This window comes from Deltaproteobacteria bacterium (assembly GCA_020845895.1).
Taxonomy (GTDB): Bacteria; Lernaellota; Lernaellaia; order JACKCT01; family JACKCT01; genus JADLEX01.
Map to the genome: position 1 here is coordinate 89,728 of JADLEX010000057.1, position 11,991 is coordinate 101,718.

The 11,991-nt window shown below is 65.7% G+C and carries 10 protein-coding genes; 4 read left to right on the plus strand and 6 right to left on the minus strand.

Translation table 11 applies throughout. The features are described from left to right. Nucleotides 1–2: 2 nt before the first annotated feature. Nucleotides 3–2,129 (minus strand): DUF4091 domain-containing protein, encoded by a 2,127-nt coding sequence (locus IT350_07995; protein MCC6157981.1) that lies wholly within the window; start codon nt 2,127–2,129, stop codon nt 3–5. 204 nt (nt 2,130–2,333) lie between these two features. Here IT350_07995 and IT350_08000 point away from each other — a divergent pair, with 204 nt between their 5' ends. Then, nucleotides 2,334–2,819 carry a hypothetical protein gene (locus IT350_08000; GenBank protein MCC6157982.1) on the plus strand — a complete coding sequence of 162 codons (486 nt, stop codon included), beginning with the start codon at nt 2,334–2,336 and terminating at the stop codon, nt 2,817–2,819. Between the two features lie 27 nt (nt 2,820–2,846). Here IT350_08000 and msrP read toward each other — a convergent pair whose 3' ends face one another. Continuing rightward, entirely contained in the window at nt 2,847–3,800 is a 954-nt protein-coding gene (msrP, locus tag IT350_08005) for a protein-methionine-sulfoxide reductase catalytic subunit MsrP (protein ID MCC6157983.1), read from the minus strand. A gap of 151 nt (nt 3,801–3,951) precedes the next feature. Between msrP and lptF the strand changes: the two genes are divergently transcribed. Together lptF and lptG are read left to right on the plus strand one after the other, a co-directional pair. Continuing rightward, nucleotides 3,952–5,199 (plus strand): LPS export ABC transporter permease LptF, encoded by a 1,248-nt coding sequence (gene lptF / locus IT350_08010; protein ID MCC6157984.1) that lies wholly within the window; start codon nt 3,952–3,954, stop codon nt 5,197–5,199. After that, the gene (gene lptG / locus IT350_08015) at nt 5,196–6,281 is read left to right on the plus strand and encodes an LPS export ABC transporter permease LptG (GenBank protein ID MCC6157985.1); all 1,086 of its coding nucleotides are present in this window, start codon (nt 5,196–5,198) and stop codon (nt 6,279–6,281) included. The genes lptF and lptG overlap by 4 nt, the downstream gene beginning before the upstream one ends. Here lptG and IT350_08020 read toward each other — a convergent pair. The 4 genes from IT350_08020 to IT350_08035 are packed head-to-tail and all read right to left on the minus strand — an operon-like array spanning nt 6,265 to nt 10,529. Next, nucleotides 6,265–7,266 (minus strand): hypothetical protein, encoded by a 1,002-nt coding sequence (locus tag IT350_08020; GenBank protein ID MCC6157986.1) that lies wholly within the window; start codon nt 7,264–7,266, stop codon nt 6,265–6,267. The two genes, lptG and IT350_08020, sit on opposite strands and share 17 nt — an antisense overlap. Next, nucleotides 7,266–8,285, minus strand: coding sequence for a flippase-like domain-containing protein (locus tag IT350_08025; GenBank protein MCC6157987.1), 1,020 nt, complete (start codon nt 8,283–8,285; stop codon nt 7,266–7,268). Before IT350_08025 ends, IT350_08020 begins: the two co-directional genes overlap by 1 nt. Continuing rightward, nucleotides 8,282–9,229 carry a bifunctional riboflavin kinase/FAD synthetase gene (locus IT350_08030; protein MCC6157988.1) on the minus strand — a complete coding sequence of 316 codons (948 nt, stop codon included), beginning with the start codon at nt 9,227–9,229 and terminating at the stop codon, nt 8,282–8,284. The genes IT350_08025 and IT350_08030 overlap by 4 nt, the downstream gene beginning before the upstream one ends. Then, the gene (locus IT350_08035) at nt 9,222–10,529 is read right to left on the minus strand and encodes a thymidine phosphorylase (protein MCC6157989.1); all 1,308 of its coding nucleotides are present in this window, start codon (nt 10,527–10,529) and stop codon (nt 9,222–9,224) included. Before IT350_08035 ends, IT350_08030 begins: the two co-directional genes overlap by 8 nt. 128 nt (nt 10,530–10,657) lie before the next feature. Between IT350_08035 and IT350_08040 the strand changes: the two genes are divergently transcribed. Then, the gene (locus IT350_08040; GenBank protein ID MCC6157990.1) at nt 10,658–11,923 is read left to right on the plus strand and encodes a ribonuclease H-like domain-containing protein; all 1,266 of its coding nucleotides are present in this window, start codon (nt 10,658–10,660) and stop codon (nt 11,921–11,923) included. The last annotated feature ends 68 nt before the right edge of the window (nt 11,924–11,991 follow it).

The following is an 11,991-nucleotide window of genomic DNA, read 5'->3' on the forward strand; positions in this document are numbered from 1 at the left end:
CGTCAGGCCCTCCCGCAAGCGCAGGCGCCGGTGTGGTCCGCGTCCTCTACCGACTCGACCTCAACTCCATTCGGGTTGTGGACGTCATCGTCTCCCGCGTCGTCGTCACCGTCGTCGCTCTCGGCTGCGTCGCCGGGCGCTTGCCCGACCGCGTCGATTCCTGCGAGCGGCGTCGCGGTGACGACCTCGCTCGAATCCGACCGGTTCCCCGCGTCGTCGAACGCGTGGACCCACACGCGGTGCTCGCGGCCTGCGGTGAGCCCCGTGATGGTTGCGCCGTCTGCATCGGCATCCACCGCACCGCCGAAGTACTCGTCGTGCTCGTAAATGCCGTACCACACGTCGAATCCGGCGAGATCGGCATCGTCCGGTGCGGTCCACGTCACGTGAATCGACTCCTGCTCGCCGATGGCGGCCATGCCCGTCGGGGCATCGGGTGCGATTTCATCGAGCGTACCCAGAATCTTGCCCGCCACCTTCTCGCGCCAGTCGAGCAGCGCCTGCCAATCGTGCTCCCACTGATAGGTCTTGGGCGAGACGGTGCGGACGACGCCGTCCACCCAGTCGCCGTCACCGCGCTCGTCGAGCAGGTGGAAGTATTCGTAGTCTTCCATCGATTCGCGGATGTACTTCATGCGCAGCGACGCGACCGGGATATCCGTCGTGCCGCCGATCCGATCGATGGTGCCCGGGTAGATCAGATTTCCGTCGCCCTGCGCAAAGGGCGGTGCGTACTGCGAGTCCCACGGATCGAGGCCGAGGCCGGGCAGATAGACCGTGTGCCAGAAGAGAAGACCCTGAAAGTCGTATCGCCGCGTCAGCCACGTCCAGATGCGCTGGTAGGACGACTCGAAATCGACGAAGTGGTTGGCGAAGTCGAACCACACGACGGCGCTGATGCAGTTGTACCACCACGTCTTTTCGCCCAGCGCGCGCCGTTCCTCGTAAACCTCGGGAAACGGCGGAGTGGGGAGCGAGTCGGAAAACAGCGGTTCGTCCGGGCACCAGATGTCGATGTCGCCGGCGAGTCCCGCCTCGAACTGCTCCGTCACGAGCGGTTGCAGGTCTTCGTCCGCGGCGTGCAACCGCGCGGCGAGGTCGCGCAGGTCGGCGTACTGCTCGGGGCGCGGCTCGTCGGGCAGGTAGTAAAATAGCACGTCGTTCCAACCGCTTTCGCGGAAGTGCTCGGCCCAACCGCGCCAGTACTCGCGCTCCCAGACCGTGGCGTCCACGTCGCCGGGCCGCCCTCCGGGCGCGCCGGGCAGGGTCATCGTGTTGAACCGGAACCCGTCGCTGTAAAATGTTCCGTCGAGAAACGGCGCGTGGAAATTGTCGAAGTCCGACCAGTCCCAATCGAAGGTCTGCTCGGCGTCATTCCATGCGTATTCCGGCGAGTTCTGCTGCCAGGTGTCGAGACCGATGCGATGCCGCGCGAACTCCTCGAAGTACCGTTCGGTCAGCGTGGTGCAATCCGTGATTCCACCGCGCGCGCCGTGCCAACCGCACATCGTCCCGGCACTGAAACCATACGCGCCGGCGAGCGACATCTCGCTCGGGATCTCGAAGTTCCACACGGTCAGCGTCAGTTCGCCCTGCCACGTCGTGCGTCCGTCCGCCGTCACGGTGACCGTGGCGGTGTAAGTCCCCGGCGTCTGACCCGCCGGGATGAAGATGTCGCCGAAGACGGCCATCGTGTAGCCCGCGGGCAGATCGAAGGGCGCGCCGCCCCGGTTCTCGCCGACGAAGTGATCTTCGAAGGGAACAAGCCCGTCCGGCCAGTCGCCCGCCTTGGACGGGTCCGGCGGGAAGCTGCTGATGCGATCGGCGGGCACGGGGACGTAGTGGATGCGATAGAGTTCCACCGGCCCGATTGGACTCCCCGGACCCGCGAAATCGGTCACCGTCACATCGACGTTCGTCGTGCCGTCGTCGTCGCGAATCAGCACCTGAAACGGTTCCCACTCGTTTCGCGCCGCCTTCAAATGAAACGCGCTCGACGCGTCGAATCCAACCTCCGGCCGCTGCTTGGCGGTGCCGTGCGTGAGCGCCACGGTGTATTCGGCGGCGGAGATGGAAGGAATCGCCCCGATCGCGGCGATGAGCAACGCAACCCACGGATATCGACGCATGTCCCGACCCCAAATGGCGGATTCGAAAAGCGACAGGACTTTAACACTTTCACCATTTCGCCGTCCAACGAAATTCCGTCCCCGCCATCGATCGGGGGATCACGTCGGATGTCGATCCGCACGGGGGAACCAACCCGACTTCGCCTTGATTTTTCGTACTTCGCCCCTAGAATGCGCGCAGGTTCGCACCACGCGGGGAATTGCATGCGCCGACTGGTTTTCGTTCTCGTTCTGATCGCGTCCGTTTCGGCGCTCGCCCTCGCTTGCAGCAAGGGCGGCGAGGACGATCGCGATCTGGCGCCGGAACTGTTCGCCGAAAGCATCCGCGTGTATCCCAATCCCGCGTGGCTTTACGAAAAGGCCCTCTTCTACTTCGGGTTCGAGGATTTCGACGGCGACATGGACAATCCGACGCTGATCGTTCGTTTCGAGGAAGAGGACGGCGGATCGAAGGTCGTCGAGATCGCGTCGTTCGACATCGAGGGCGAAACGGCGGGCACCGTGGAATTCGAGATCGTGGTGCGTGACGGCGACGAGGGCACCTACTTCGTGGCCATCGCCGACGACGCGGGGAATCTGAGCAACGAAATCCCCGTCTTCCTCTACGTCAATCCGGAGCCGCGCGACGAAGAGAACTACTTCGCCGACGACGACGACGCGGACGACGATACCGACGACGACGCGGCCTGACGCCCCGTTCCCACGAGCGCTTCGGCGCTATTTCCGATAGAGCGACGCCACGAGTTCGCCGTACCCGTTGAAGGGGAGCGTGGCGATCTTCGTCTTCGTGCCGAGATCCACCTCGCGGGCCTGCGACCAGCGTGGGTGCGGCACGGCCGGGTCCACATTGGCGTCGAAGTCGTACTCCGCGGGAGCGAGGTCGTTCCAGAAGGTTCGCGGTCGGTCTCGCACGAACTCGATGGCGACGATCGACTTGATGCTCTTGTAGCCGTACTTCCACGGAACAACGAGGCGGATCGGCGCGCCGTTTTGCGGCGGCAGCGGCTTGCCGTAAATGCCCGTCGCCAGCATCGTCAGGTCGTGCGCGGCCTCGTCGATGCGCAGCGCCTCGTAATACGGCCACGGGTACCAGTAGTCGTTTTTTTGCCCGGGCGCGACGCCGGGATCGAGGAAGGTCCAGAAGCGCACATACCGCGCGGCGGCGAGCGGACGCGCGAGGTCCATCAGCGCGCGCATCGGGAACCCCGTCCACGGCAGCACCATCGACCACGCCTCGACGCACCGCATGCGATACACGCGCTCTTCCAGGTCAAACCGACGCGTCAGGTCGTCGACGTCCAACACCATCGGCCGCTCGACCAGCCCGCCGATCTCGAGGCTCCAAGGGCGCGTGACGAGCCTCGCCGCGAGGTCCTTCACTTTTTTCTTCGACGCCGTGAACTCGTAGAAGTTGTTGTATCCCGTCCCGCGCGATTCGGGCGTGACAATTCGGCCGGTCTCATCCGCGGCCCAATGCGGATTGGTCGGCGCGGGGTATCGCTCGGCAATATCGGCGGGAACGATGGGCGACGCGGTGGCCGCGGAAGGGCCGCGAAGGCCGAACCTCGACGCGGCAAGGCCGACGGCGGACACCGCGCCGAACCCCAGCTTGCGCAGGATCTCGCGCCGGTTGTCGTGATCGCCCTGGGGCGTCACCAGCGACTCGCGCATCGCGGGGATTTTCGAATTTCGATGAAACACGTCTCACTCCGTCCCCGCAGCGTCGCCGCTCGCCGCGCACGCCGCCATGACCGCCGTCAGTCGATTCCGGCGAAACGCCCCGAACTTTGCACCCCGGATCAAAATCCCTAGACTGCGCGCCATGGCGCTTCGGCTCATCCGACGATACGTGGCCCGCGAGATCCTTGTGCCTTTCGGCCTCGGGCTCTTCATCCTCACGTTCGTCATCATGATGTTTCAGATTCTCAAGGTCACCGACCTGATGGTCAACTACGGCCTGCGCCTTGCCGACGTGCTGCGCGTCTTCATGTATCTGCTCCCACCCTTCACCGTGTTCACGATCCCCATGGCGTTCCTGCTGGGCGTCATGCTCGCGGTGGGGCGGCTGTCCTCGGACTCCGAGATCGTCGCGATGAAGGCGTCCGGTGTGAGCCTCGTGCAGCTTCTGCCGCCGGTCATGGTTCTCGCGGCGGCGGCTTACGTGTTCTCCTCGGCGCTGTCGCTCTATGCCGATCCGTGGGGCAAGCTGCAATCGAAACTGATGCTGGAGCGGGTCGGCACGCAGTTCGCCGGGGCGCTGCTCAAGGAAAAGGTCTTCAACACCGACATCAGCAACCTCGTCATCTATATCGAGGAAATCGACCCCGCGACGAAGGACCTCTCGGGGATCTTCATCTCGGACGAGAGCCAGCCCGACCTGCCGATCGTCATCACCGCCGCACGCGGAAAGATCACGCATTCGCCGACGGGCGGGAAGGTCGCGTTTCAGCTCGAGGACGGCGCGATCCACCGCACGCTCGCCGACGCGTCGATCTACGACGCCGCGCACTTCGAGCGCAACGAAATCGTGTACGACATCCGCAAGGGGCTCGCCGGCGAAGCCGGGAAGAAGTCGTACCTGGAGATGACGCTGCCCGAGTTGTCGACGTACATCGAAAGCCTGCGCGTCGACCTGCGCGCGGGCGGCCTCGACGACGGCGCGATGAAAGACAAGACGCGCGAGATGCGCCGCGCGTGGGTCGAGTACCACCGCAAGTTCTCGTTCCCGTTCGCGTGCGTCGTCTTCGGGATTCTCGGGCTGCCGCTCGGGGTGGTCGCGCCGCGCTCGGGACGCGGCCAGGGTTTCACGATGGCCATCGTCGTCCTGTGCGCGTACTACCTGCTCTTTCGAGTCGGCGAAAACCTCGGTTGGAAGGGCGTCGTTCATCCCTTCTTCGCGATGTGGGCACCCAACCTGCTCTACCTCGTCGCGGGCGCATACCTCGTCTGGAGTAAGACGCGCGAGCGCCCCGTGTGGGTGATCGAGAAGCTCGGCGCGGTCTCGACGCGCGTCGTGGAAATCGCGCGCCGCCGAGTGGCGGGGCACGGCCCCGGGGAGAGTGCGTCATGAAGCCGCGCATCCTCGACCGCTACATCGGCGGCGGGTTTCTCAAGATGTTCGCCACGTGCCTCGGCGGCTTCACGGCGCTCTACATCCTCGTGGATTTCATCGAGCGCTCGAGCCAGATCTTCAAGTCCGATCCCGCGCCCATCGCCATCGCCCTCTACTTCGCCTACAAGCTGCCGCTGATCGTGTTTCAGATGATCCCTGTCGCCTGCCTGCTCGGTTCGCTCCTGTCGCTCCTGATCCTGGCGCGCAATTCGGAACTCACGGCGATCAAGGCGGGCGGCGTGCCGATCCTGCGCGCCTCGGCGCCGATCATCGCGATGGCCGCGCTCATCAGCACGCTGGGATTTCTCCTCAATGAATACGTCGTTCCCGCGGCGACGCAAAAACGCGAATACATCTACAAGGTCGACATCAAAAAGCAGGTCTGGCGAGCGAAGTATCGCAAGGAAAACGTGTTCTACCGCTCGGGCAGCGCGATCTATTCGTTCGGCCTCTTCGTGCCAGAGCAGAATAAGATCAGCGACGTGCGCATGTACCGGCTCGACGACCGCTTCCGCATCGCCGAGCGCGCGGTGGCCGCGTCGGCGCAGTACCAGAACGGCCACTGGATGCTCGTGGACGGCTATCGGTGGATGTTCGAGGGGCACCGGCTCGTGGACACCGCCGCGTTTTCCGTGCTGCCGATCGAGCTGATGGAATCGCCCGACGACCTGAAGATCTACCAGCGCGATCCCGAGGAGATGAGCTGGCGCGAACTGCGGTCCTACGTCGGCGATCTACGACGGCAGGGGTACGACGTCACCAACTACGAGGTCGAGCTGCACGGCAAACTCGCGTTTCCGCTCGTGCCGATCATCATGGCGATCATCGGTGTGCCCTTCGCCGTGCGCGTCGGGCGGTCGGGCGGCGTCGCGGCGGGAGTCGGCATCGCCATCGTCATCGGCGTCGTGTACTGGATCGTGCACGGTCTCGCGCTCGCCGTGGGCAAGTCGGGCGCAATCGGTCCGATCATGGCCGCGTGGAGCGCGCACGCGGTCTTCGGGATCGGCGGGCTCGTCGGCCTCGTCAAGGTGCGGCAATAGGTGCGTCAGGTGCGCCCTTCTCATTCATTCGCGCGAGGATCGCATCGAGTTCGGCGTTCAGTTCCGCGAGAAACGCCGCCGTCTGTTCCTCGTCGTCGGGGCGGCGCTTCCAGCGGCGATGCAGCCACAGCCAGTCCTCGGGCTTCTCCAATATCACGCGCTCGAAAACGCGCGAGTAGTGCTGCGCGTTGAGCAGGTTCTCGCGCGCTTCGTCGGGATGCGCAATCCACGGGACCTCGGGATCGACGCACAGCTTGTAGCGGCCCGGGGCGACGCGGCGCGCATACCCGCTGATCACCACGCACCCCGTTTCGCGCACGATTCCCGGAGTCGAACGCACCGTGGACGCCGCGCGGCCCATGACATCGACAAAAGTTCCGAGGCGGGCCGTCATGTTCTGATCGACGGCCTGCGTCACGAGCCGTCCGGCGCGCAGTTCCGCCACGACGACCGGTCGCGAGTCCTTGGGCGGAATCGTGCTTTCCCCATGGTCCATGCGCACGCGCTTCGTCCACTCGTCGAACACGGGGTTCTTGATGTTCTTGCCGATGATCGAGTTGGGATAGCCGAGCCGCCCCACCTTCATGAGCGCGACGTCCCAGATGCCCACGTGCCCGCCGATGGCAATCACGCCGCGCCCGGCTGCATGTGCTCGGCGCAGGGTCTCCAGCGACGCCGCATCCGCCTCGAATCGATCCTCGAAAAACTTCGCATCCATGCGCTGGGCGCGCGCGAACATGACGAACGTGGCGAACGCGTTTTCGTACGCCTTGATCGCAATTTCGCGAATCTGGTCGGGGGTGCGTCGGCGCTCGGGCGGCGTGGTCGGCGAAGCGAAAACCCGCGTGAGGTTGTCGAGCACCAGTTCGCGCCGAATGCCGAGTCGAAACGCGAGCCGACCGAGCGCAAACCCGAAACGGTCCGCGGCTTCCCAACTCGGCCACGAAAATATCGCGGTCACGAGCTTCAGAATGAATCGGGACATCATGCGTCCTCCGACGCGCCGCCGCCTCTGACCGAGCGCAGGTCCGAAATGCGCAGGCCCTCATACGCGAATCGCGCGAGGCCAACCGCCGTCTGCGGAATGTAATTCGAGGCGTGCACAACGACGGCCATGGACAGAGCCATCGATGGCTCGACCCCCGCATAGCGGATGAGCGCCTGCTGTGCAAGGTAGTGATAGACGCCCACGTAGCCCGGCGCGGCGGGCACGGCCACCGCGACAACGATCGCCATCACGAGAATCACCGTGGCCTCGCGGTTCAGGTACAGGCCGAAGGTCGCCACCGACCAGCGGATCTGAAATGCCGAAATGATCCAGATGATGACGGAGATCGCCAGGATTACCGCGATGTCGAAGGGCTTGGTGGACTGCGTGAATCCGCCGACGAAGGACCGGAATCCCCGCTCGATTTTCGCGGTCCACGCATCGGGCAGCGGCCGCGCCACGGTGCGAAAGATCGACATGGCGAAGTCGGTCTTCCATTTCAGGACGACGATACCCGCGAGCAGCACCGCGCCGCCCGCGCCGAGCGTCGCCGCGACCTTCTCGGGGCCGACGCCGAACACCGATTCCATGTCGCCGAAATCGAAGACGAGAATTGCCGCGACGAACAGAAACAGCGCGGAAAATGTGTCGTAGAGCCGCTCGACAACGATGGTCCCGAACGCCGCGCCGAAGGGCGCGCCCCCGCGCCGATGCGCCGAATACGCCCGGGCGACCTCGCCGAGACGCGCGGGCAGCACGTTGTTGACCGCGAAACCGATGGTCGTGGACCAGAAAAGCGTGACGGGCGAAACCGGCGTCACCGGTTTGAGCAGGTAATGCCAGCGCAAGCCGCGAATCGCGAGCGTGAACACGACGATCAGCATGACGAAGACGAACAGCGGCAGCGAGATCGTCGCCATCGACGACTTGAAAAGCGCCCAGTCGATATTGCCGAGCGCCATGGACAGGAACGCGATGGAGAGCGCGACGCCGAGCCAGGTCTTCCAGGATTTCATGGATCGAGCCCGCCGTCATGGCGCGCGGCAATCGTCCGCGCCGTGTCGATGTCGGCGCGCATTTGCGCGACGAGCGCTTCCACGTTCGGAAAACGGATTTCGTCGCGCAGCCGCGCGAGGAAGTGCACGGAGATCTCGCACCCATAGATGTCGCCGCTCCAGTCGATCAGGTGCGCCTCGATGCGCCGTCCGTCGTCGCCGAACGTCGGGTTCGTGCCCACGCTGATTCCGGTCGCCACGCGCGTGCCGTCCACCACGGCGATTCCCGCGTAAACGCCGTTCGCCGGAATCAGTTCCCAGTCCGTCTGAAGATTCGCAGTGGGGAAGCCGAGCGTGCGCCCGCGTTTCGCGCCGACGGCCACGAACCCGCGCACGTGAAACGGCCGGTCGAGCAACCGCGCGGCGGTCTCGACATCCCCCGCGCCGATCGCGCGGCGGATGCGGGAACTCGACACCTTGAGTCCGTCCGACGCCACCGGCTCCATCACCTCGACCTGCACGCCCCGCGTCGCCGCGTATTCCTGCAGCATCGCCGCGTCGCCCCGCGCCATGTGCCCGAAGCGAAAGTCGTAGCCGACCACCACGTGCGCGGCGCCGAGCGCGCCGAGCAGGATGCCCTCGATCCACGCCTCGGGCTCGGTGTCGGCCGTATCTCGGGTGAACTCCTCCACCGCCACCGCGTCCATGCCCGCCGCGGCGAGCTGCCGATAACGCTCGGCGTGCGGATAAATCATCGCGAAAACCTTCTCCGGACGCAGGACCCGCAAGGGGTGCGGCTCGAACGTCAGGGCCACGCACGCCTCGCCGTGGTTACCGGCCAGTTCGCGCGCGCGGGCGAGGATCGACCGATGGCCGAGGTGCAGGCCGTCGAAATTGCCGACGCACACGGTGCACGCGCGGCCCGGCGACGGCGCCGCGCCGATGACGCGAAGGCGATCATTCATTCGCGATGATCCCCTTCACGAGCGCCGGCGGCGAGACCCGTTCCGGCCCGATTCGAAATGCCGCCCGAAGGCGCGATTCGACCGCCGGCAGGCGCGATTCGTCGTTGACATGAATCTCGAGGATCGTCTCGCCGCGCGTCACGGCGTCGCCGACGGACTTTTTCAGCACGAATCCGACGGCGGGGTCGATGACATCCTCCGCCGTGCGTCGCCCCGCGCCGAGTTCCATTGCCGCGACGCCGACCTCGCGCGTTTCGATCCCGACGATGAATCCGTTGTCTTCTGCCAGCAAGGGCTTCACGTGCGTCGCCCGGGGCAGGAGCGAGGCGTCGTCCGCCACGCGCGCGTCGCCGCCCTGCGCCGCGATCATGTCGCGAATTTTCGCGAGCGCACGACCGCTCGACACGGCCTCCGTCGCCTCCCGGCGCGCCGATTCGAGCGACGGATGAACGCCCGCAAGCTCCAGCATGTGCGCGGCGAGCAGCAGGTTGATCTCCTCGTACATGGGATCGACATCGCCCTGCAGATAGCGGATCGCCTCGGCGGTTTCGAGCGCGTTGCCCACGGTGCGCCCGAGCGGCCGACTCATGTCGGTGACGAGAGCGCGCACGGCGAGACCCATCTCGCGCCCCGTGTCGCACAGCGCGCGCGAGAGAACCGTGGCCTCGGCCTCGCTCTCCATGAAAGCACCGCCGCCGCACTTCACGTCCATCACCAGCGCGCGGGCGCCCTCGGCGGATTTTTTCGACAGAATCGAACTGACGATCAAGGGCACGCACTCCACCGTCGCGGTCACATCGCGAAGCGCGTAGAGCCGCCGGTCCGCCGGGCACAGGCGCTCGGTCTGGCCGCCGATCGCGCAGCCGACCGTGGTGACGATCCGCCGAAATTCGTCGAGGTCGAGGGCCGTGCGAAAACCGGGAATCGCCTCCAGCTTGTCGATCGTGCCGCCCGTGTGCCCGAGGCCGCGTCCCGCGATCATCGGCACATATCCGCCACATGCCGCGACGATCGGCGCGAGCGAGATGGAGACCTTGTCGCCCACGCCGCCGGTGCTGTGCTTGTCGACGGTGGGGGTCGCTGAATCGAAAACGACGCGGTCGCCCGAATCGCGCATCGCGAGGGTCATGGCCGAGGTTTCCGCCGCGCTCATCCCGCGAAAAAACACCGCCATCAGGAACGCCGTGACCTGGTAGTCGGGAATCTCGCCGCGCGCCGCGCCAAGCGCGAACGCACGAATGTCCTCCGCCGACAGCGGTTCGCCGCCGCGCTTGGCCCGAATGAGATCCACAATGCGCAAGAATCGCCCCGAAGCCCAAAAAAAGCGCCTATATCAATCCCGCCGCGCCGCGCTTTGTCAATCGACGCGGCGCGACGGCGCGCTGCGCGACTGGCCCCGCGCCGGGCCGTGCGTTATGGTGCGCGGCGATGAATGGCGAGTCCGAAAAAGACCGCGTCCTGCGCGAGCTGCGCGAGCGGACGAAGGCGATCATCGGGCGTGAGGAAATTCCGCCCGACACGCCCTGCGTGGAGCCTGAGGGTGCGCGGGTGTGGTTTGCCGGATCGAACGCGGTGACGCCGCACGGGTCGGCGTTCGTTACCGAAACCCGCTTCGAACCGGGCGACATTTTCGGCCTGTGTCGTTTGTCGGATTTCGTCGACGCGCCGCTCGGCGATCTCGCCCGTTGGTCGGGCCAACACTGGCTCGCGGACCTTCGTGCCCGCGACCTGCTCTTCTTCGATATCGAAACGGCGGGCGCACCGGGAAACCCGGCAATGTTCGCCTTTCTCACGGGACTCGGCGGCTTCGAGGACCGCGCCTTCGTGGTGCGGCAGGTCTTCGCCGAGGACCCGGACGACGAAGCCGCGTGCATGCACGCCGTCGCGGAGATCGTCGCGAAATACGCGGCGCTCGTGAGCTTCAATGGGATCGGTTTCGATGTGCCGGTGCTCGCCGGTCGCATGCGCCGCATGCGTCTCGATCCCACGGTGATGGACCGGCCGCACCTCGATCTGCTGCCGTACTCGCGGCGGCTGTGGCGCGGCGCATTCGACAACTGCCGCCTCGCGACGCTGGAGCACGAAGTCGTCGGACATGCCCGCGTCGGCGACGTTCCCGGCGTCCTCATTCCGTCGATCTACGAAGACTATCTGACGCACAAGGATGTGCGGCGCATCCGCGCGGTTTTCGACCACAACATATGGGATGTCGCCGCCATGCCAGCGCTGGCGCTTCGAATGGCGCGCTGCGCGGCGGCGTCGAGCCCGGACGCCGAGGACCTTTCCCCCGCGGAATCGGCTGCGATTGGGCGCGACCGACTCGCGCGCGGCGAAATCGACGCGGCCACCGTATTTCTGGATCATGGACGCAACGCGCGCGGAAAGATCGGTCGGCGCGCCGCCGAGGATCTCGTGAAGATCTATAAGACCACGCGCCGTATGGACGAGGCCGTGGCGCTTTGGCAGGGCATGATCGACCGGCAGGAGGCGGAGGGCGAGTTCGACCCTCATCCCTACATCGAGCTGGCGAAGTATCGGGAGCATTGGGAAGGGCAGTATCAGGCGGCACTCGACGTGGCGGCGCGCGCCGAGTCGCGCTGCCCCACGGAAAAAAAGCACTGGCGCGAGGATCTGGCGAAGCGCACCATGCGGCTTCGGTGGCGGCTCGCGGGCAAGCGGACCATCCGCCAGTAACGGCGTCGCCCCGGACCGAATCGGTCGAATCGACGTTGATTTGACCGGTTCGGTCCATTAATGTGTCG